We start from the raw sequence: 21706 nt of genomic DNA on the forward strand, positions 1-21706 counted from the left end.
CGTACTTGAGTACAGGTTTTTTTTCTTCTTTTCTCCTATCATGCTATTATTATGGTATACAATTATACCGGTAGGCTAATCTCCGTGTTGCACATGAATTGAAAAAACAACAAAACGTTTTGTAATTGAAGGTAGTAACATAGTTTTAGTTCTATTTTCCTTGCAGTAGATAAAACGTAATAAATCGAAAAAATATTTTTAAGATTTTGGGGGAGATTGTGTGATGAAGACTATACGACAACTAGATAACCTTAATGAAATAGATAGTATTCTTAAGCAAATGGTTCGAAATTCTTATGAAGAGGCAAGGGAAGAAGGAGAATTGTTATGTATGGAATGTGGAGACGTAGATTTATATATTGCAGCTTCGAACCATGCACGGCTACAGGATGCGATTAATATGAATTTTCGAATTGATGAGTCCGGTGAAATCATCGAACACGAAGAATATCAGCAACTTATGGATGAGCTTTCTGAGTACTTTCTGGAATTACATAAGGATAGTGAATTATTTGATTTCTTTCCTGCGGGTTCTTATGAAGTTAAAGGTGATGAGCGAGAGTCAGAAACAGATATGCTAGGTCCAAAGGGTTTATTTTCAGCACCATTTGAGGATTCTATTATAAAGGAATAAATGGTGAGAACAAGGAGTCTGAAGGGGTATAAAAAGGAGAGGCAGAAACGATTTATTATTTCTGCCTCTTCTTTTTCCATTACTTTACTAGAAAAAGATCTATTTAGAGCAGCACTCCTTCATTTAGTCTAATAACGTGTTGTTCTGTACGAAATATGATAAAATTCGACTTTATTAAAAATGAATAAGGTAGAAAAAATAACAAATATAAGTTTTTATGGAAATTATATGAAGAATTGGATATAATAAAAAGTGTTATAGTAAATGAATTTTTTTAGAATTAATAGTTTGATATAACTTTCAGAAGAGTTCTCTCTTAAGAAAATTATACATAGGTATAGAATGAAGTAAACTAAGATGGCCGGTATCAAAATTATTGCATTTTTCGCATTTTAATTCAGATTATTTGGACTATTTTTGTTTTTTTTTTGAAAAATGTTGCAGGCTAGGGAGGATTAGTTATGATAGTTTTTGATCAGGTTAATAAGTATTTTGGTGATTTTCATGTATTGAAAGATATTAATCTAACAATTAATAAGGGAGAAGTGGTCGTAGTAATCGGTCCATCTGGATCAGGAAAAAGTACGCTTCTTCGTTGTATTAATCGCTTAGAAACCATATCGGAAGGTTCGCTGTCCATCAATGAGATGAATGTTGCGGATAAAAAAACAGACATTAATAAGTTGCGCCAAAACATCGGTATGGTTTTCCAACATTTTCATCTTTACCCTCATAAAACCGTATTGGAAAATATTATGTTGGCACCTAAGAAGGTTTTAGGACAAACGAATGCGCAAGCGGAAAAAATTGCCCAAAAGTATTTGGAAAAAGTCGGGATCTCGGATAAGGCGAATTCTTATCCTTCACAGCTTTCCGGTGGACAGCAGCAACGTGTTGCCATTGCCAGAGGACTGGCAATGGGACCAGAAATCATGTTGTTTGATGAACCTACCTCAGCCTTGGATCCAGAAATGATCGGCGAGGTACTTGATGTGATGAAAAAGCTTGCTCTAGAAGGAATGACGATGGTCGTGGTCACACACGAAATGGGATTTGCCCGTGAAGTGGCGGACCGAATCGTATTCATGGATGAGGGCAGGATTTTGGAGGAGGCAATACCGGCTGATTTTTACGAAAACCCTCACGAAGAGAGGGCGCGTCTATTTCTCAGCCGTATATTAAATCATTAAATAAAAAATAGGGGGGATTTACATGTTGAAGAAAAAGAGATGGTTACAATTATCATTGCTTTCAGTACTGGCTGTCATACTATTAGCAGGTTGTGGCGGGGAAAAGGATTCTGATGAAGGTAAAGATGGTGGAAGCGGGAACAAAGATAAAGATATTCTAACTCAAATTAAGGATAACGATAAAATCGTATTCGGGGTAAAGAATGATACGCGTCTGTTTGGATTGAAAAACCCAAATACAAAAGAGGTAGAAGGATTTGACATCGACATTGCGAAAGCACTTGCAGCGGAGATCCTTGGTGATGAAGAAAAAGTATTATTCAAAGAAGTAACGTCTAAAACAAGAATGCCTTTATTGAACAATGGGGATATCGATGCGATTGTTGCGACTATGACCATTACGGAAGAACGTAAAAAAGAAGTTGACTTTACTGATGTCTATTTCGATGCTGGACAATCATTACTTGTTAAAAAAGGAAGTGACATCAAAGGTATTGATAATTTAAAAGGTAAAAAGGTATTGGCTGTAAAAGGCTCTACCTCAGCCATAAATATCCGCGAAAAAGCTCCCGAAGCAAATGTTTTGGAATTCGAAAATTATTCGGAAGCATTCGCAGCACTTAAATCAGGTCAAGGTGATGCATTGACGACAGATGATTCCATACTTTATGGTATGGCTGATGAAGATCCAAATTACGAACTTGTTGGCGGCACATTTACGGATGAGCCATATGGAATTGCAGTTAAAAAAGGAAATGAAAAATTTGTAGATGAATTGAACAAAGCTCTTAAATCAATTAAAGACTCCGGGAAATATGATGAAATTCATGATAAGTGGATTAAGCAATAACGTATTCATTTACATGTGGTAAGAAGAAATTGGATTTTTACTTATCTACTAAAAGAATAATATTTGGATCTGTCAGGATGAGCAATTTGCTCATCCTGATTAGTTAGAGGAGAGTGGATGTCTTGCTTGATTTCTCCATTTTGACAGAGAATTTAGATATGTATTTAATGGGTTTTAAAAATACAATCATATCTAGTTTAATTGCTTTAGTATCAAGCTTAATCCTTGGTGTGCTTATTGCTATCATGAGAATCGCTCCGATTAAGCCTCTGAATTGGCTTGGGACCGCATATGTGGAGTTCATACGGAATATACCCTTATTGATCATCACATTTTTCTTTTTCCTTGGCCTGAAATTAAGTGGGTTATATGCAGGTACGTTAGCCTTGACTATATACACATCATCATTTATTGCGGAAGCCATTAGAGCCGGCATTCTTTCGGTATCGAAAGGACAAATGGAAGCAGCCCGTTCTTCAGGACTGACATATGGACAGGCGATGAGATTCATCATCTTGCCACAAGCCGTGAAAATTGTCATTCCCCCTCTTGGGAACCAATTCATCAATCTCGTTAAAAATTCTTCCATTTTAGCAGTCGTTGCTGGATTAGATCTTATGTATCACGGTGATTTAATATCCTCAAGAACCTTTGTAGTGTTCGATGTTTACATTTTCGTAGCAGCGTTTTATTTAATTCTTACCATTCCTTTAAGCCTTGGCGTTGGTTATTTAGAAAAACGTCTAGCTAATTAAGGGAGGTATAAGACATGGATTTTTTAGGAGCATACACACCAGATCATTTAAAGTTTTTATTAGAAGGTTTTTGGGTAACGATTCAGGTGGCTTTTGTATCTATCATTTTAAGTTTTATCATCGGGGGACTAGTCGGCATTTTACGTTATGCAAAGATACCAGTTGTATCACAAATTTTAGCTGTCGGCGTTGAAACCATCCGTAATTTACCATTGTTGTTAATCATTCTTTTTACATATTTAGCGTTGCCTGAAGTAGGAATTAAGTTGGAAATTATTCCAGCTGCGATTGTTGCTTTGACCGTTTTTGAATCAGCCATGATATCCGAAGTAATACGAAGTGGGTTGAAATCAGTTGATAAAGGACAAATGGAGGCAGCTCGTTCATCTGGTTTAAGTTATGTGCAAGCCTTGATACATATCATACTTCCACAGGCACTACGCCGAATGGTCCCACCTCTAGTGAGCCAATTCATCTCTCTATTGAAAGACACCTCATTAGCGGTAGTGATTTCTTTGCCAGAATTGACCCATCAAGGGCAAATCATCTATGGGCAAGGTCAAAATTTCTTGATTCCAATTTTAATTTTAGTAGCCCTAATGTATTTTGCCGTTAATTTTAGCTTATCTTTAGTGGCCAGGAGACTAGAATTAAAACGTACTTAAATCCTCCGACTCATATTTGAGTCGGAGTTTTTATCATATCTCAGCTATTTTTTCTTTCTATTCCATAGGAGGGGACTCGTAATGAGCGATAATTTGAATCATATGCATTTCAAAATCGTATATATATGAAGAGGAAAGAAGGTGAAAAAGCTGTCTGAAATTAAGCGTACCAATAGCAAAGCACTAGCCTCTTTAATCCTAGGAATTCTATCCCTTCTCATTCCCTTTATCGGAGTTATATTAGGGATAATAGGTCTGATTTTTGCTTCAAATGGTACAAAAGAAATTGTACATTCGGGAGAGCCTGGTATCAATTTGGCGACAGCAGGAAAAGTATGCAGTATTATGGGGATCATTTTTAATATGATCATAGTCCTTATTATCCTCTTATTTTCTATTCCTTCATAAAATAGCGATAATTCTACTTATCTAATTTGAAAATATGAAGATAAAGGAAATACTTCATAAGGATTATTTTGGGAAAATATGTTATGATTGACATGAACTAAATATTAAGGGGGGATGTTGTTTTTGTCCAATCAGATATTTAAGTATCCTGCTGTTTTTTATTATGAAAAGCACCCTTTAATCATGGATTCATTTTCAATTCAAGTGTGTTTTCCTGATTTTAAGAGAAAGGGTTTCACATCTTCCGTTAGCGGAAGAGATAGGGGCGACGCTCTAGCTTGTGCTCAAGAACTATTGTGTTCGATGGTCGAACATTTTATCCATTCAAAGAAACTAATCCCTGATGCAACTAAAATGGAAAAAGTGAATGTAGATCGAGGAATTAATATTTGCAAGGCTGACCCATTTCGCATTGAAATTGAACATATTACTTATGAAAAAGAAAGACAAAGTCTTACCCTACGAAGAGGATAAGGCTTTTTTTCTGTGTGAAAAAGGGATTTCTGTATTTAATCTACGGTTATGGAAAGTATAATGACAATTCATTTTGAATGGCAGAGGTTCTTTTTGAACGTACCTCCGAAAGGGTAGTAGAGCTTCGCACTTTAACGGTTTCAAATGGCGAGCATTTAGGAATAAGATGTATGAGGGGTTATTTAAATAGGCTATCATGCCTGTCTTTCTTCGAATTTATTGAAAAATGGTAATTACTTCGTTTAATCATTCTTAGGTAGAAAAGTATTCATTTCCACTGGGAGACCAAGAAATTATAGCTTAGTTTTGTCATATTAACTTGATGCATCAATGGTGTTATTGATACTAGCCGATTTATATAGAGAATAGAAACAATTATTTTTATTTTTGAAAGGATATTGAGTTCTTTATAACGAATATGTATAGTGTAGATAATATAGGTAAAAAGTATCAATAATATGGAGGTGTATTAGTGAAGTATTATATAGCATCGGATGAAAAAAATATAAAGCAAGTTAAATCATTAATAAAGAAATTGAATGCAAAGGGGTTCTCATGTGTAAATGAGTGGAATCTTTTTGACAAGAATGGTAATAAAGAAACCACTAATAGTTTAGGGGATTATGAAAAGGAAGGAATAGATGAAGCGGATTTTATGTTAATCTTTCTTACTGCGGGAAAGGGAAACCTTTATGAACTAGGATATGCCCTTTCTTTAAATAAAAAAATAGTTGTGTATTCGCCTGAAAAAGAGAATTATCATATTAACAAAAAATCAATATTCCATAATATCCCTGGTGCCATCATCTGCAGCGGGACTTTATATAAGTTGGTGAAATTAATTCAATCACTTGCCCCAGCAGAACAAGATGATCCAAGTCCTATGAATTCTTAATAATGTCTTTTGTATAAACAGTTGAATATACCCCCAAAAAAATAAAAATCAAAACGTAATGTTTAGTATATAAAAATATCGGGTATAGGTTACTAAAAAAGGGAGGAAGTTTATTTGGCTACTATAGACATTGATAAGTTATTACTAGCTACTGAAGAAATGGCCGAAGAATCAATTCCAGTTCATCTCTATACATTTGACATTGATAAGTTATTAGATAAGACGGATAATTGGTAAAGAAAAGCATGCCGCAATGGATATGCTTTTTTCTTTTGTAAATAAGTTTAACCTGATTACCAATATTACAAGAGTAAGTAATCAGGCATGTGAGAATAGAATGAATAGTAGTGGAAATTAAAAAACGCGGCCCTTTACAAATCCTAAAATAACAAACATGGAGATAGTTCCGACAACAAAAACTGATTCAATAATCGTTAAGAGAAGTCCATCATACATCTGTATTTCCTCCTTATATGTAGTGTGTGATCATGCTTAAATCAACATCTGTTTATTTGTAAATTATAACATGAAATTCATAAATTTAGTTGGGGAAAAGTGTCTAAATGTATAAAAATGTATCATTCTACTAGTCATTGGATTTTTAGTTTATCACTGCTAAGAGTTTTTATCCCTCACAGTTCTTTGTTCTTAAAGTTCTACATAGTTCTAACGCCTCTTTAAGAATGGAGGTTAAATTTCATGTTTTTTATACATACTTATTTAGAAGCATACAGGAAATTGGGCACCGTAAGAGGGCAAATGACATATAATGAAGAAGGAATGTAGGAGGTGAAAAGTGCTTGTCTCGCAAAGTGGAGGATTACCTCGAACAAGGAATTTATGGAACAAAAGAAATCAAGCCGGGTGAACGCAGGGAGTTTCTTGGGACGTTACGGGAAAGAGTCATTATCGTATTAACAAAATCACAAGTCTTTGAAAACAATCTATATCCAGAAATAGAAAATAGGATGAAACAATATCCACGGGCTAATTTACTTCTGAATGGTCAAATGGATTATCAGTACTTAGGGAAATACATTAAATTATCTAATCAATATAAGATTCCGTACAAGATTGTTTTAAATAAGGAATACAATTCCGATTTAGGTCTGGTATTGGCCGAAAAAAATGCTATTGATAAAGGGAATATTTATATTGAGAAAGAGAAAGAAAAGAGTAAACCTAAAACTGTTAAGAAGAATAGTTTGAAAGCAAGGATTAAGAGATATGTAAAAAAAGTACTAAAGAAATCACGATAAGAGCAATCTAGCGAAGGTATGGGAATAGTGTATGGAAAAAAACCTCAGAAAGAGGGACCAATAATGGGCCCTCACTTCTTAGAACATATATATTTATGTTCGTTTCTTTCTCAATCTATAAAACTTCCTAAAGTTACCGATGGTCGTTTTTAGGACTGAGTAAACAGGAATTGCAATTAACATACCGATGAATCCATATATTGAACTGGCAACGAGGAGCAGCAAGATAATCGTTAATGGGTGAATGTTAAGTCTCTTTCCCATAATGTTTGGAGTAATTAGGTGACCTTCGATTTGCTGAACCACTATAAAGACAACGATGACTTTTATCGCCAAACCAACATCTGTTTGCAAAGCGATGAATATAGCTGGAAGTACACTTATCAGTGGGCCTAGGAAGGGTACAATCGTAAATACCATAGCTATAAGGGCAAATACTAATGCATAATCGAGTCCAATGATGAGGTATCCGATATATAATAAGACCCCAATTACGATTGATACGATGAATTGGCCGATAATATAGGTCGATAGAGTCTTATCGACGTCTTTTAATATAGTGTTTCCCTCTGCCTCCACTTCTTTTGGAATAAACTTTAATAAGAACGGCCTTAATTTTTCGCCATCTTTCAGAAAATAAAATAAAATGAACGGGGTTATGACTATAACAGTTAGAACACTTGTTACTGTAGTGAAAATGGTGTTGATATTTACCATGATCTTATCTGAAAAATTCTTAAAATAGGTTACGGAGTTCTCTTTAAGGGTTTTTATATTTACCATGCCAAAATCATTTTTCTCTATCACATGTTCGACATCTTCGGATTGTTCAGAAAGTTCCTTGACTTTACCTGGGAATTGATCCGATAATTTTTGGAATTGATCAACGAGAACTGGGCTTCCAAAGTAACTGCCATAACCAATTGCACTAAATATTATCAGAAAAACTAAGGAAATACTCAAAGTTTTAGGAATGAACTTGCTTAGAAACTGAACAACCGGCCTTAATATGTAATATAACAATCCAGCTAATAGGATGGGGAAAAATACGGCCGCAATGATATTTTGAATGGGTCTAAAAACATATTCTATCTTACCAAGTAATACAATGATAAGTATGGTTAAAATAATCCCTGTTGCATATTTAAAAAAAGGTTTGTTTATCCACACAATTGAATTCCCCCTTCTACATCTACTTTTACTATCACTATTTCCCTTGAATGACGCTATACTAAACTTTTATGCCATTTTCAGTGGTTTTCGATAGAGTAGAAATGAATGGACAAATTCTTCAATATTTTATATAAAGGCTTGTTAAAGGTCTGATATTCACTTTAAATGTTCTATGATGGAATTATCAAATATGAATGGAGACAACTATGAGAGCAACTGAAATCCTTAAATTCATCCAAAAACGTAATCCAGCAGAAAAGCATCGGTTGTGCCTACCACCGCAGCCTTAAAGGATGGATACAGCGATTTAACGGTGTAGCAACCAAATGTCTAAATAATTACCTCGCTTGGTTACACCTAAGATATAAACTATATATTTAACCAAATGGAGTTATATCTGGAATAAGTAAAATATTTTTTGCTCGGGGGAAAACACTTGAGAAAAATCACCTTATCTAATGGAGGAACGGTAGAAGTTGAGTGTCTTAGTTGTGCATTAACAAGTGGAGTAGTTGAACCAGATGGCGGCGTGATCATTGAAACAGAGCTCTTTCACGCCCATCAAGATGTCGCATATCCAATTAGAGGGCTAATAATTTTAGCTTCTAAAAGACACATCAAATGTCTAGATGATTTAACCGAGTCTGAAAGATTAGACTATATAAACATTTTAGCAAGGATAAGAAAAGCACAAAGAGACGTTTTAGGAATTGAATATGTCTATTATTTTTACAATGAGGACACCACCCATCATTTTCATACTTGGATGGTTCCAAGATATGAATGGATGTATATTCGGGCGTTCAGTTGAGTCAGTTCGACCAGTATTACTTCACGCTAGAAATGAAATGAATGACAAGGAAAATGTTGAAGAAGTTATGGAAGCCATCAACATTCTTACCGAAGAACTAAATAAATAATTTAATAGAACTTCCGTTTTTAAGAAGTTCTACTTTTTTAAAATCAAAATTTAACTTAAACTATAACAAAGCCTATATAAAAAAGACCTCCATGTAAAATGGAGATCTAATCCGAACCTTATGATGACTTTTTCAAACTTTGTACTTCTTTTGCGGGTTGTTTTTCAGAACGTCCAAAAGCACCGTAGTAAAGACATCCTACCAATATTCCCCCACCGACAGCGTTACCTAGAAATACGGGAATGAAATTCATGATATAATCTCCCCAAGTAAGTGCACCTGCGAAAATACCAGCTGGAATGATGAACATATTGGCTACAACGTGTTGGAATCCAATAGCGATGAAGGCTGTAATTGGTAAGAACAAACCAACAATTTTACCAGTAGTGTCTTCTGCGCTATAGCTCATCCAAATAGCCAATGCTACAAGCCAGTTACATCCTATTGCAGAGATGAAAGATTCAATAAAACTTGCATCAACCTTTGAGTTGGCAGCTGCAATGGTTTTATCCAGGAAAACCCCTGTTTCGGTCAAACCAAGAAGGTGTCCGAATACGTATGCTACAAAGACGGAGCCTATTAGGTTTGTAACGGCAATTAAAATCCAGTTAATCGTCAATTGTTTAACAGTGACCTTTTTAGCTAGTGCTGCCATTGAGACTGCCATCATGTTTCCTGTTAGCAATTCTGCGCCTGCAACGACCGTAAGGATTAATCCTAGCGGGAAAACTAATCCGCCTATAAGATTATTCAGTGTACCCCATTCTGGCGGTAATCCGGCCGTAACGCGGATGTAAAATAGAAAACCTAAGGCAATAAACGCGCCTCCAAGGAATCCTAAAATTAAAATGCTTCTTAGTGGCAACGTGGCTTTCTTTTTCCCTGCATTGATTGCAATTTGCGCCATTTGTTGCGGGTTGTTATAACTCATTTTGCTCCCCCTTGAAAAATACTTTCTCTATTTTTTATTTTTTAGTAGTTAAGAGGCAAGGACTTACTTACCATATAAACAATACCATCAGTTATTATACACTTCTATTTAGATTTTTCTATAACAAAATAACATTTTTTTATTTTTTTTAAAAAAAAGATAGATTTTAATGGGGTTTTTGGGGTTTTGAGAAAAATTAATAAATATATTGAAAAAATAAAATAATGAAAAAATAACCAGATGCATAGTGTGCCTTGGTAAAGGATGTAATCCTCAGGCAGATAAAAAGGCATTATCAGAAGCATGTTGCCCAAAGGGCCTGCTTCGATAATGCCTTTTTTAGCTTATTCAGTTGATGAATCAAGGCTCATGTCAGGAGATCTTTTCCACTGTAGCCTTGAATCCTTGTTGTTCCTGTGCGTTTCTCATTTTCTTGATATCTAAACGAAGCCATATGGAGATGACGAATGCAATCGTAATCAAGACTGCGAAAACGTAAAACACAGGAATGTAGCTATTTGTACTTTCTCTGATATAAGTTACCAACATAGGTCCACAAACTCCACCAAGAGACCAAGTTGTTAAAAGGTAACCATGGATTGCACCGATTTCTTTCGTTCCGAATAAATCACCGGCAAATGCAGGGAGGTTAGAGAACCCTCCTCCATAACAACTAACAACGAGTAAAATCAGACCTTGGAATAATAAGGAGTTGGTAGTGGTCGGAAGTAATAGGAATGCCGCAATTTGGATGATGAAGAAAATGACGAAAACATTAGGACGACCGATATAATCGGAAGCGGCTGCCCAGCCAAGTCTTCCACCACCATTGAAAATCCCCATGATACCAACTAGGGTAGCCGCCCCAGCAACTGAAAGCCCGACTACATCCTGAGCCATGGGAGAAGCTACTGATATCATCATGATTCCTGCACTAGTGTTGATCAATTTCATGAACCATAACATCCAAAAGTGTTTTGTTCTAACCGCTTCCTTCGCGGTAGATTGTCTTAAATCTTTTTTCAATTCCTTTTTTCCTGATTCGATGTCTTGTTTCATGCCTTCTGGAATCCAACCTGCTTTGGGCGGTGCAATATAAGAAGCACCTAAAAACATTAGGATGAAGTATCCAGCGCCTAAAATATAATAGGTAGTAGATATTCCTACAGACTGCATAAGGCTAGCTGCAACAGGCGCCGTAATAAGTGCACCTGCACCGAAACCGAGCACTGCCATCCCAGTTGCAAGTCCTCTTCTGTCAGGGAACCATTTAACAAGGGTCGAAACTGGTGATATGTAACCGATACCCATTCCTAGTCCGCTTAAAAACCCATAGGTAAGGAGGTAAAGTGGAAGCGAATCAATCATAATCGCCACGCCAGATCCGGCTTGACCTAAACCAAATAGTACCGCGGCAACCATGGCTGACTTCCTTGGCCCATTTTTTTCTACGAACTTTCCAAAGAAAGCTGCAGAGGTCCCTGCAAGTGCCATCATTATAGTAAACGCTAAAGTAACTTCAGTCTCTGACCAGCCCATTGCTTCTACTATGGGCTTTTTGTAAACACTATAAGCATATGCCCCTCCTATAGAAAGGTGGATAGCGATAGCTGATAAAGCGATTAACCATCTGTTTTTTGTCATGTTGGTACCCCTTTTCACAGTTATGAGAAAGATTCATGCGTTTTATCTATGGTTCGTTAAGTTATATGCATTTTATCTATCTCGTTGCCTTAGTATATAAGATTATTATTTACTAGTAAACTACTAAATTAAATTTTTTTAATAAAAATGAGATTAAATGACAGTAAGCCTTAATTAAGGGAGTGTTTTTGTAAAAGAGTTTATAGAAGAAACATACACACCATTAAATTTTGAGAGAAAAGAATTTTTTTAATTAATATGTAGGGATAGGAGATAATAATCAATTAAACTGGATAATTTGCTAGCTGAAAACATATAAATATTCAATAAACGATAGCATGGGAGGGAATGATATGACCAAATAACTTACATAATAGAATGGATTTTCCTCTAAATGACGAAAAAATTAGATGAAAACGAAATTTTATTTAAAAAATTCGGAAAATTTAGTTATAAGGGCTTGAACTATGAAACCTTATAGGAGTAAACTAATTAAGATAGGTTTTATGGAAGTGAAATCTTGTAAAAATATTCAACAAGGGGTTTTGGTAATGAAGGAACAAGACATGCAAATCACGCTTAGTACAACGAAGAAAGAAAAGCCAAAGGCTGAACAGCTGGAGTTCGGTAAAACATTTACCGATCATATGTTTATTATGGACTATACACAAGGGCAAGGGTGGCATGATCCAAGAATTGTTCCTTATCAACCGCTCGAATTAGAGCCTTCATCAATGATATTTCATTATGGACAATCTGTATTCGAAGGATTAAAAGCATATGTAACAGATGAAGACGAAGTTATCTTATTCCGTCCGGAAAAGAATTTCCAACGCTTAAATAATTCAAATGATCGTTTATGTATCCCTCATGTAGATGTCGACTATGCATTGAAGGCGTTAAAAACGTTAATTAGTATTGATAACGACTGGATTCCTAGAGCAGAGGGTACATCATTATATATACGTCCTTTCATTATTGCGACGGAACCTTATTTAGGAGTTTCTCCATCAGACCGTTACAAATTCATCATCATTATGTCGCCGGTAGGTTCTTATTATAAAGAAGGTATTCACCCAGTGAAAATAGCGGTTGAGTCATCCTTTACGCGTGCAGTGAATGGAGGTACTGGAGAAGCTAAAACCGGAGGAAACTATGCTTCGAGCCTTAAAGCTCAGGAGGTTTCCGAAAAGCTTGGTTATTCGCAAGTTCTATGGCTTGATGGAGTGGAGAAGAAATATATCGAAGAAGTGGGAAGCATGAATGTTTTCTTTAAAATCAATGGAGAAATTATTACTCCAGCTTTAAATGGTAGCATTCTTCCGGGCATCACTCGCGATTCCATCATTGAATTGTTAAAACATTGGAACCTTCCAGTGAGTGAAAAGCGAATTTCCATGCAGGATGTCTATGATGCCTATAAATCAGGTCAATTAGAAGAAGCATTCGGTACTGGAACTGCAGCCGTCATTTCTCCTATAGGTGAATTCCTATGGAATGGTGAAGAAATGGTCGTTCAAAATGGTGAAACGGGTGAACTATCCAAAAAACTATATGAAACGCTAACTGGAATTCAAACAGGTAAAATTCAAGATGAATTGGGTTGGACTACGAAAGTTGAAGAAAAAGTTACTCTCTAAGATTTTGAAGTTATACAGAAATGAGTCGGAATGTTAGGAAAAAACATTTTGCCTTCATCAAAAGGGGTTTGGAATGATTTATTTCCAGACCCCTTTTTAAAATTTTGGAATAACAGGATACCATGTTCAATATAGTTTAGTTAAGAATGGGGAAGATATGTTTATTCTGGAATGAGGAGCCACACTTTATATAACATTACTTTTGGACTTTTAGGTTTTCTTTGGCCATTTCAACAAGTGACTTAACCATATTACCTCCCAAATGACCGCCAATTTTACCAGCTTGCTTTGCTGTCATTTGGCCATTATACCCTTTTTTTAAAGGAATGCCGACTTCATTTGCAGCTTCAAATTTCGCCTCCTCATGGGTTCTTGATCCAGCAACTTTGGCTTTTAGTTGATTAAGGTCTGCTCGGGCTTCTTCTACTAGGATTTTATTTCTTCTTGACACCGATTATCACCCCTTTATTTTAGGCTGTCCAAAAGGTAAAAAAAACATCATATGCTCATGCTAATGATCGATTGAAAAATTTTCATATGAACTCTTCTATTTGTCATTTCAAATAACGAACAAAAGGAAAGGTAAAGGGAAATTTTAACGTGGAATGTCAATAATTGCAGTCACCTCGGACGTTTTACTTTTTAGGCAACGGGTACATAAATATAAATAATATTTGTGAGGAGTAGTGAAATGCTGACTGCGAATTCTTGTTTATTAACGAAAGAAGACATGACGAACCCAAAAAGAGTACCACAATGGGTGATTAAAGAATATCAAACTTTCCATGATACGGTAACAGACAAGACTTTTCCTTGTTATTTTGGCATGAAGGCAGAAAATAAAGGTGAACTGCGTTATGCATATATCACTCAGGAAGATTGGTCCAATCTCCCAAAGGCTGTAGAAAAATTCCTGCAATTATTTCAGGAGCCTCCATATATTAGGCATGGTCTTTTTGTTTTCATGGAGCCGGAAAAAGAAGAAGGTGACTTGGAATTATATCGTAAGCGATTTTGGGATATCCTTCAATATTTACATGCCCATGATCATACACCTTGGCCGATAGAGAAGCCAAAGGATCCTGAACATTATCTGTGGGACTTTCATTTTGCAGGGGAACCCATCTTTATTTTTGGAAATGCACCGGCATATAAACAGCGTAAAACGCGTGATTTGGGTAATAGCCTCGTCCTAGGATTTCAACCTCGAATGATATTTGAAGGGTTAGAAGGAACGGAAAAGGGAGGAATCATGTCACGTGAAAAGGTAAGGGAACGAGTCGAAAAGTGGGATAACCTGCCCACGCATCCAGACATCAGTCATTATGGAGATGTCAACCACAATGAATGGAAACAATTCTTCATAGGTGATGATAGCGAACCAATCCTTGGGAAATGTCCGTTTCATCATAAAGATTCCAAGTAAACGAGGGCAAGATGCTCTCGTTTTTTCATTATCTGCTTCTTGAAATGGATAGTGAGATTTAATCCAAATAACAATAAAAAAAATCCTCAACCATGCATTTCTGTGCAGGTTTTCCGGAAAGTCGCTTATAATAAGAGGATAAGGGATATGAAAGGGAGTGTTATCATGAAAACATTCAAGACACGTGAAGAAGTAAAACAGGAAGAAACGTGGAATCTTACTGATATTTATAAAAACCAGGATGATTGGGAGAAGGATTTTCAAGAAGTCCTTACTGTAACTGATACATTAAAGGCTTTTGACGGTCATATTCATACAGCTCAAGAGTTGTTTGATTACTTACATTTAAGTGAAGAAATCGGATATACCTATAATAAACTCTATGTGTTTGCCATGCTCCAAGCGGATTTGGATACCCGTGTCACCTCATCTCAGGCACTACTTGACCGAGCAGGTCAGTTAGGCAGAAAGATTAGCAGTGCATCTGCCTTCTTTATGCCATTCTTACTAAGCTTAGATGAAAAAACACTTAAAAGATACATAGCAGAAGTAGAGGGATTAAAATACTTTGAGGAAGATTTACTTGATTCATACCGTTATAAAGCCCATGTGTTATCGAAGGAACAAGAAGAAGTACTTTCCCAAATAGGTGAAGCATTTTCAGCTCCGCAAAAAACTTTCGGGATGATTAACAATGCGGATATTAAATTCGGTGAAGTGACAGATGAAAAAGGTCAAAAAGTAGAGTTGACCCGCGGAATGTATTCAAAATTAATAGAAGATGATGACAGGGAAAAGCGGAAAGAGGCCTATTTGGCTTATTACCAACCTTATCTACAATTAAAAAATACAATAGCTTCCACTCTTTCAACGGCAATAAGAAATAATGTCAACTTATCGAAGCTTCGGAACTATCCATCCGCTTTAGAGAAATCCCTATTCGGGGACAAAGTGCCAAAAGAAGTGTACGATAATCTGATCACGTCCACAAAAGAAAATATCGAACCCATGCATAAATATATCGCTTTGCGCAAAAAGGTATTGGGTGTGGATGAATTGCGTGCATATGACTTAAGCGTGCCACTTGTTGAAGGCGCTAAAGAAGACATTACCTATGATGATGGATTTGCATTAATGATCGATGCGTTGAAGCCATTAGGTGAGGAATATGTGGAAATCCTAAAAAGCTTTAAGGAAAACCGCTATTATGATGTAAGGGAAACACCGGGAAAACGGTCTGGAGCCTATAACTTGGGACTTTACGGTGTGCATCCATTCATATTGCTGAATCACCGTGACGATCTTGACAGTGTGTTTACACTAGCTCATGAGTCCGGGCATGGCATGCATTCGTACTTCAGCTCAAAATATCAACCAAAAATCACAGCTGGTTATTCCATTTTTGTTGCGGAGGTAGCTTCAACCGTAAATGAGATTTTACTGATACGTCATTTACTTAAAACGACCGAGGACCTTCAAAAGAAGAAGCATTTGCTCAATCATTTTATTGATAGCTTTAAAGGAACCTTCTTCACGCAAGTCATGTTTGCTGAATTTGAAAAGATCGTCCATGAAAAGGCGGAAAATGATGAACCTCTTAATGTAGAGGTTTTGAATACAGCTTATGAAGAGATTTTTCGCACGTATAATGGTCCGGAGATCATCTTCAATGAGGAAGTGAAATATGGTTGGTCACGCATCCCTCATTTCTATCGTCCATTTTACGTCTACAAGTATGCTACGGGCTATGTATCTGCCATCACCATTGCGGATAAAATCCTTTCTGGAGACAAAGAGACCCTTGAAAGCTATTTAACGTTCTTGAAAAGCGGCAGCTCGGATTTTCCTTTAGAATTGCTTAAGAAAACCGGAGTGGATTTAACCAAACCGGAACCGATTGAAAATGCGATGAAAATTTTCAGTGATTTGGTTGACCAATTTGCCGAGCTAAACGAGGGCTAATGTACCCATTTCTTCCAAAACAGCCCATGGTACGATGAATGAAAAGATGCTATAGTAAGATTATTGGCAAAAGAGAGGCCCAATCTTCATTGATTGGGTCTTATTCCGTATGTTGAGAGAGTATACACTTTTTTGTGGTCGAATTTCACTCAAAAAAGTATTTTAGTATAGCTTTCTTTTTCATTCATTAGCATAAATTGTGAGGGAACGTGAACAATGAATTCAACGGTAAATTATATAAAAGAATGGCAACAGGCCCTTCAACTTGAAATTCTGCATCTAAAGAAATACGGAAGTACAAAATATTTAGTTTCAAATGGCCATCTCCTTTCAAGTGATGGCTCATTCACCTATTTCTTCGAAACGGGCTCTTCAGTGAAAATTCCGGTCGGGTCGATTGTACGGCTGGAATGGGGAGGAATTAAACAGGATGGGAGAGTTTTATCGTCAGAAGGAAAAAGCATCATCCTTTCCTTTGAACGGTCATTGGGTGATTTAATAGGGGAAGCATTTCTATACCACGATCCTTGGGAACTTTTAGAGCAACTAATCACAAGGTTAGATGAAGTTAAGAGAAGTAAGAAAAAGAGGCTGAGGATTAAGCGTCTTATGGATCCTTCCATGCCACAAAAACATCCTTCCAGCGAGAAACAAAGTAGTGTGAGGGAATTGTATGCACGCTCAAAGTTCAATCCAGTCACATTTGTCTGGGGTCCACCCGGGACTGGAAAGACCTACACATTGGCTCGTACGGCTGCCAACCATTATTTTCAAGGTAAAAAGATACTCGTCCTGTCTCATAGTAATCAAGCTGTTGATGTTTTGATGGCCGAAATTTCTTCATTCATAAAAAGGAAAGAACGTTTTCACGAAGGGGACGTCCTTCGATATGGGTCACAAATCGGTGAATCCTTAGCAATTCATGAAGATATTGTAACGGGGCAATTACTAGGGAAGCATGAACCGGACTTATTAGCGGATAAAGAGAAACTTGTAGGAGAAAAACGTTTATTGAAACAGGATTTAGCAGGTTCATTCAGTAAAAGGGACACCGACGAATTGCTTGAATTAGAAAAGAAATTGGCGCGGGTTTTGGAGAAAATCCGTCAAAAAGAGATAGAATTCCTAAAAGAAGCCAAAATAATCGGGACGACCCTGGCAAAAGCCGCTAAAGATGAAACGTTATACACTAGGGAGTATGACTTGATCATTTTGGATGAAGCCAGCATGGCATACGTACCGCAAGTGGCATTTGCTGCGGCTTTATCTAAACACATTTTAGTTTCAGGTGATTTCAAACAGCTTCCACCGATCGCAGCAGCCCGTGATTCCTTAGTGAAACTTTGGTTGAAAGAGGATATATTCCATAGGGCTGGAGTTGCGCAATCAGTTGAAGAAGGGACGCTTCATCCACATTTATTCCTTTTAAAAGAACAGCGCCGTATGCATCCAGAGATTTCGGCCTTTACAAACCGTGTTGTCTACAACAATTTTGTGGGAGATCATGAAAGTGTTTCGATAAGCAGAGAAAGTATCAGGGCTGCGGAACCGTTTGCCAACAAGGCTTCTGTTCTTCTTGATACGAGCTGTTCTGGTGAATATTGTATGACGGAGCGTACTTCCCACTCAAGGATGAATCTTTGGCAATTATTATTATCATTTCAGCTGATTCATGAAGCATATGTTGATGGTGCTAAATCGATTGGTTATGTGGCACCATATCGGGCACAGGCTGAATGGATGGAAAAGCTATTGGATGATCTGTACCGGAACGAACGGCAAACCACTGATATTATTGCCGCAACTGTCCATCGTTTTCAGGGCAGTGAACGTGATGTAATGGTTTTTGATACGGTAGATAGCTATCCACAGGATCGTGCTGGGATGTTATTGACAGGAAGAGAAAGTGAACGGCTCATTAATGTGGCAATAACGCGGACAAAAGGTAAATTTCTGCATGTGTGCGATACTTCTTTTATAAATAAACATGTATATCGTAGTAAAACGCTTCGACAACTTGTGGACCATCAAACGCATAACGGTCAGGTGATTCCAAGGAAAGACATTGGGAAATGGGTGAAACACCAACATTCCAGATTGCAGTGGATGCATGCACGGAAACTGGAAAAAGTCTTGGAGGATCTGGGTAATACCAACCATGAGATGATTATGGCAATCCCTGATGCAAACTTGCTGTCAGATGATTGGAAGCAGATTTTGTTGAAAAGAAACCCCAAGGTGAAGTTGACAATCATATCCGGAAAGAGAAATTCGGATATCCCTTTACATTCCTTTATAAGTTTGCCGGTTTCCTTCTCGTTTATCATCTTCGATAAACGCTTTGTCTGGCTGGGAGTCCCTATTGAGACAAATAATCGAATTCAGCCACCGTTTATATCCGCTCGACTGGATTCGTCAATCATCGCCATGGAACTTTCCTCTCAATTTAAAAGAAATGAATAATTTGACGAAAAGACCCTGATTGGGTCTTTTTTTGTGAATATTTTATAGTTCAACTCGTTAAAATATATGAATAAGTAATTATTTTGACCAAAAATCATTCATTATCCAATAGATAACCTCGCTAGAATATCATTATCACCCTTTCATCCTGAAATTTGTTCCAATCCTTATCGTCTTAGTTAAGGAATTCAACGTATAAGCCAATTAGGCGACAATTTTCTACCAATGATTTACGATGAAGTATAAAGAGAACATGAAAGGAAGGAAGAAATGAAGCTTAGTATTTTAGATCAATCGCCCATTTCATCTGGCCAAACGGCACAACAAGCTTTACATGATTCACTACTTCTAGCGCAGGAAGGTGATAGACTGGGATACAACAGAATTTGGTTGACGGAACATCACGATTTACCAGGTTTGGCCTGTGCTACACCCGAGGTGATGCTTAGTTACATTGGTACTCAAACGAAGAACATTAGAATTGGGGCAGGTGCTGTTTTACTGCCACATTATAAGCCATATCGAGTGGCTGAAACATTCAACATGCTGGCCACACTTTTCCCAGGGAGGGTCGATCTTGGGATTGGACGTGCCCCAGGTGGTTCTGCAGAAGCAACGATGGCACTGTCAGATAATTATTTGCAAAATGTCTACAAAATGCCAGAGCTAGTACAGGAATTGCTACATTTTCTGAGAGGGGATTTTCCGGAGAATCACCAGTTTTCTAATGTTGCGGCTGCACCTGTCCCAGAGACTTTATCGGAACCATGGATTCTTGGCACAAGTGAAAAAAGTGCGAAGCTTGCTGCGGAGAATGGTGTTGCGTACGCATTCGGCGAGTTCATGAGCCAAAATGATGGTGTGAAAAGTTTACAGCATTATCGCAGCCACTTTCAACCAAAAGGGAACCTTTTGTCCCCGAAAACGATTTTAACGGTATCTGTAATTTGTGCAGAAGATGAACAAAAAGCAAAAGAAATTGCATTGAGCAATGCTTTATGGAGAATTCAAAGCGATAAAGGGGAAAGAAGTATGGTTCCTAGTATAGAAGAGGCTAGCGAATATGTATGGACGGATAGGGAAAAAGAATGGAAGAGGAAAATAGATGAAAAGATGATTGTTGGTTCTCCATCACAAGTCAAGCGTCGCCTTTTGGACCTAAAGGAGCAATATCAAGCGGATGAAATCATGATTATCACGATCACACATCTATTGGAAGACCGCTTGAACTCGTTCCGTTTGATTGCCAAGGAGCTTTTTGGAAAGTAAGTATAAGCAATTCATGTGCAATTTCCCTGCATTTTCTATATGATGGCTTTGCGACCATTCATTTTAAAAAGAGAAAGAAGTTGAATATATGAATTATGACACATCAACAAAAAAACTGAGTGATATTTCTTTTTCCGTATTGGACTTAGCCTCCATTATTGAAGGCGGTACAGTATCTGCAGCATTTCATAATACCGTAAACTTAGCCCAGCACGCAGAAGAATGGGGATATCGCCGCTTCTGGGTGGCTGAGCATCATAGCATGCCCGGCATCGCAAGCTCTGCGACTTCCGTGCTAATCGGCCATGTCGCTGGCAAGACGGAGAGAATCCGGGTCGGTTCAGGGGGGATCATGCTTCCGAACCATGCTCCTCTTGTTATTGCGGAACAGTTTGGTACACTTGAGGCAATGTATCCGGGCAGAATAGATTTGGGTCTAGGAAGAGCTCCAGGAAGCGATCAGTATACTGCTATGGCTCTTCGCGGTGATGTCCGTAATAATGGACAGGATTTTCCGGAACAGTTGGAACAGCTTCGCAGCTATCTAAGTGCCGATTCCAAACATAATCGGGTCCGGGCTATACCTGGGGAAGGACAGGATATCCCTATTTGGTTACTCGGTTCAAGCGGATTCAGTGCAGCGCTATCGGCAAAACTTGGTCTGCCTTTCTCATTTGCCAGTCACTTTTCACCCGAAAACACTAAACCGGCATTAGCGCGATATCGGAATAATTTCCAACCTTCCGATGTACTTGATAAACCACATGCGATGGTAGGCATCAATGTATTTGCGGCAGACACTACTGAAGAAGCACACAAAATTGCGACCTCTTATCAACAACAATTCTTAAATTTAATTCGGAATACCCCTGGCCAAATGGCGCCGCCGGTCGATTCGATGGAGGGGCTCTGGACCGAATACGAAAAAGCGATCGTCATGAAGCAATTGAACGCATCGATCATCGGGAATCCGGAACAAGTCAAGGAACAATTACAGGCTTTCCTTGATGAAACACAGGCGGATGAAATGATTATAAACTCGGCGATTTATGATCACGGAGCCCGACTTCGTTCTTATGAAATCGTTGCCGAGATCACTGGAATGAAATGAGGGTTAAAAGAGCTTGCAGAAACACTGCAAGCTCTTT

20 protein-coding genes and 1 pseudogene are annotated in these 21706 nt (G+C 37.5%); 17 read left to right on the plus strand and 4 right to left on the minus strand.

What is annotated here, in order from left to right; all coding sequences use genetic code 11:
* Positions 1-223 precede the first annotated feature (223 nt).
* The 10 genes from ACIQXR_RS03405 (at position 224) to ACIQXR_RS03450 (ending at position 7130) form a co-directional block, all read left to right on the plus strand.
* Positions 224-634, plus strand: a complete 411-nt coding sequence (locus ACIQXR_RS03405; RefSeq protein WP_402869851.1) for a hypothetical protein — start codon at positions 224-226, stop codon at positions 632-634.
* Positions 635-1095: 461 nt separating this feature from the next.
* On the plus strand, positions 1096-1824 hold the full coding sequence (locus ACIQXR_RS03410; protein ID WP_402868643.1) for an amino acid ABC transporter ATP-binding protein: 729 nt from the start codon (positions 1096-1098) through the stop codon (positions 1822-1824).
* A gap of 22 nt (positions 1825-1846) precedes the next feature.
* Positions 1847-2674: a transporter substrate-binding domain-containing protein gene (locus ACIQXR_RS03415; RefSeq protein ID WP_402868641.1), complete on the plus strand. Its 828-nt coding sequence runs from the start codon at positions 1847-1849 to the stop codon at positions 2672-2674.
* Positions 2675-2796: 122 nt separating this feature from the next.
* Entirely contained in the window at positions 2797-3429 is a 633-nt protein-coding gene (locus ACIQXR_RS03420) for an amino acid ABC transporter permease (RefSeq protein WP_402868639.1), read from the plus strand.
* Positions 3430-3443: 14 nt separating this feature from the next.
* Positions 3444-4094: an amino acid ABC transporter permease gene (locus ACIQXR_RS03425; protein ID WP_402868637.1), complete on the plus strand. Its 651-nt coding sequence runs from the start codon at positions 3444-3446 to the stop codon at positions 4092-4094.
* A gap of 141 nt (positions 4095-4235) precedes the next feature.
* A complete protein-coding gene (locus ACIQXR_RS03430; RefSeq protein WP_402868635.1) occupies positions 4236-4502 on the plus strand; it encodes a DUF4190 domain-containing protein in 267 nt (88 codons plus the stop codon).
* Positions 4503-4625: 123 nt separating this feature from the next.
* On the plus strand, positions 4626-4976 hold the full coding sequence (locus ACIQXR_RS03435) for a hypothetical protein (protein ID WP_402868633.1): 351 nt from the start codon (positions 4626-4628) through the stop codon (positions 4974-4976).
* Positions 4977-5448: 472 nt separating this feature from the next.
* Positions 5449-5871: a nucleoside 2-deoxyribosyltransferase gene (locus tag ACIQXR_RS03440; protein WP_402868631.1), complete on the plus strand. Its 423-nt coding sequence runs from the start codon at positions 5449-5451 to the stop codon at positions 5869-5871.
* A 114-nt stretch (positions 5872-5985) separates the two neighbouring features.
* A complete protein-coding gene (locus ACIQXR_RS03445; RefSeq protein WP_402868629.1) occupies positions 5986-6108 on the plus strand; it encodes a hypothetical protein in 123 nt (40 codons plus the stop codon).
* Positions 6109-6671: 563 nt separating this feature from the next.
* Complete coding sequence (locus ACIQXR_RS03450; RefSeq protein ID WP_402868627.1) at positions 6672-7130, plus strand: YueI family protein; 459 nt, start codon at positions 6672-6674, stop codon at positions 7128-7130.
* Between the two features lie 93 nt (positions 7131-7223).
* Here the strand turns inward: ACIQXR_RS03450 and ACIQXR_RS03455 are convergent, their stop codons facing one another.
* Entirely contained in the window at positions 7224-8300 is a 1077-nt protein-coding gene (locus ACIQXR_RS03455) for an AI-2E family transporter (RefSeq protein WP_402868625.1), read from the minus strand.
* Between the two features lie 439 nt (positions 8301-8739).
* Between ACIQXR_RS03455 and ACIQXR_RS03460 the strand changes: the two are divergent.
* Positions 8740-9223: pseudogene (locus tag ACIQXR_RS03460) on the plus strand (HIT family protein).
* Positions 9224-9341: 118 nt separating this feature from the next.
* Here ACIQXR_RS03460 and ACIQXR_RS03465 read toward each other — a convergent pair.
* Both ACIQXR_RS03465 and ACIQXR_RS03470 read right to left on the minus strand, forming a co-directional pair.
* Positions 9342-10154: a formate/nitrite transporter family protein gene (locus tag ACIQXR_RS03465; RefSeq protein ID WP_402868623.1), complete on the minus strand. Its 813-nt coding sequence runs from the start codon at positions 10152-10154 to the stop codon at positions 9342-9344.
* Positions 10155-10526: 372 nt separating this feature from the next.
* Positions 10527-11798 carry an L-lactate MFS transporter gene (locus ACIQXR_RS03470; protein WP_402868621.1) on the minus strand — a complete coding sequence of 424 codons (1272 nt, stop codon included), beginning with the start codon at positions 11796-11798 and terminating at the stop codon, positions 10527-10529.
* Positions 11799-12349: 551 nt separating this feature from the next.
* Between ACIQXR_RS03470 and ACIQXR_RS03475 the strand changes: the two genes are divergently transcribed.
* Positions 12350-13438: a branched-chain amino acid aminotransferase gene (locus tag ACIQXR_RS03475; RefSeq protein WP_402868619.1), complete on the plus strand. Its 1089-nt coding sequence runs from the start codon at positions 12350-12352 to the stop codon at positions 13436-13438.
* A 196-nt stretch (positions 13439-13634) separates the two neighbouring features.
* Here the strand turns inward: ACIQXR_RS03475 and ACIQXR_RS03480 are convergent, their stop codons facing one another.
* Positions 13635-13889 (minus strand): alpha/beta-type small acid-soluble spore protein, encoded by a 255-nt coding sequence (locus tag ACIQXR_RS03480; RefSeq protein WP_402868617.1) that lies wholly within the window; start codon positions 13887-13889, stop codon positions 13635-13637.
* Positions 13890-14129: 240 nt separating this feature from the next.
* Here ACIQXR_RS03480 and ACIQXR_RS03485 point away from each other — a divergent pair, with 240 nt between their 5' ends.
* The 5 genes from ACIQXR_RS03485 to ACIQXR_RS03505 all read left to right on the plus strand — a co-directional run bounded on the left by ACIQXR_RS03485 (position 14130) and on the right by ACIQXR_RS03505 (position 21669).
* A complete protein-coding gene (locus ACIQXR_RS03485) occupies positions 14130-14864 on the plus strand; it encodes a YqcI/YcgG family protein (protein WP_402868614.1) in 735 nt (244 codons plus the stop codon).
* A gap of 165 nt (positions 14865-15029) precedes the next feature.
* Complete coding sequence (pepF, locus tag ACIQXR_RS03490; RefSeq protein ID WP_402868612.1) at positions 15030-16826, plus strand: oligoendopeptidase F; 1797 nt, start codon at positions 15030-15032, stop codon at positions 16824-16826.
* A gap of 216 nt (positions 16827-17042) precedes the next feature.
* Positions 17043-19289, plus strand: coding sequence for an AAA domain-containing protein (locus tag ACIQXR_RS03495; protein WP_402868610.1), 2247 nt, complete (start codon positions 17043-17045; stop codon positions 19287-19289).
* Positions 19290-19559: 270 nt separating this feature from the next.
* A complete protein-coding gene (locus ACIQXR_RS03500) occupies positions 19560-20558 on the plus strand; it encodes an LLM class flavin-dependent oxidoreductase (protein ID WP_402868608.1) in 999 nt (332 codons plus the stop codon).
* Positions 20559-20646: 88 nt separating this feature from the next.
* Positions 20647-21669: an LLM class flavin-dependent oxidoreductase gene (locus ACIQXR_RS03505; protein ID WP_402988568.1), complete on the plus strand. Its 1023-nt coding sequence runs from the start codon at positions 20647-20649 to the stop codon at positions 21667-21669.
* Positions 21670-21706 lie beyond the last annotated feature (37 nt).

Origin of the sequence: Peribacillus sp. NPDC097224, assembly GCF_044761985.1 — a bacterium.
Lineage (GTDB): Bacteria > Bacillota > Bacilli > Bacillales > DSM-1321 > Peribacillus.

Excerpts from the sequence above, each read along its gene's own strand:
- ACIQXR_RS03485 (WP_402868614.1), top strand. The coding sequence starts at position 14,130 with ATGCTGACTGCGAATTCTTGTTTATTAACGAAAGAAGACATGACGAAC.
- ACIQXR_RS03500 (WP_402868608.1), top strand. The coding sequence starts at position 19,560 with ATGAAGCTTAGTATTTTAGATCAATCGCCCATTTCATCTGGCCAAACG.
- ACIQXR_RS03425 (WP_402868637.1), top strand. The coding sequence starts at position 3,444 with ATGGATTTTTTAGGAGCATACACACCAGATCATTTAAAGTTTTTATTA.
- ACIQXR_RS03505 (WP_402988568.1), top strand. The coding sequence starts at position 20,647 with ATGAATTATGACACATCAACAAAAAAACTGAGTGATATTTCTTTTTCC.
- pepF (WP_402868612.1), top strand. The coding sequence starts at position 15,030 with ATGAAAACATTCAAGACACGTGAAGAAGTAAAACAGGAAGAAACGTGG.
- ACIQXR_RS03465 (WP_402868623.1), bottom strand. The coding sequence starts at position 10,154 with ATGAGTTATAACAACCCGCAACAAATGGCGCAAATTGCAATCAATGCA.
- ACIQXR_RS03405 (WP_402869851.1), top strand. The coding sequence starts at position 224 with ATGAAGACTATACGACAACTAGATAACCTTAATGAAATAGATAGTATT.
- ACIQXR_RS03495 (WP_402868610.1), top strand. The coding sequence starts at position 17,043 with ATGAATTCAACGGTAAATTATATAAAAGAATGGCAACAGGCCCTTCAA.
- ACIQXR_RS03470 (WP_402868621.1), bottom strand. The coding sequence starts at position 11,798 with ATGACAAAAAACAGATGGTTAATCGCTTTATCAGCTATCGCTATCCAC.
- ACIQXR_RS03410 (WP_402868643.1), top strand. The coding sequence starts at position 1,096 with ATGATAGTTTTTGATCAGGTTAATAAGTATTTTGGTGATTTTCATGTA.
- ACIQXR_RS03415 (WP_402868641.1), top strand. The coding sequence starts at position 1,847 with ATGTTGAAGAAAAAGAGATGGTTACAATTATCATTGCTTTCAGTACTG.
- ACIQXR_RS03475 (WP_402868619.1), top strand. The coding sequence starts at position 12,350 with ATGAAGGAACAAGACATGCAAATCACGCTTAGTACAACGAAGAAAGAA.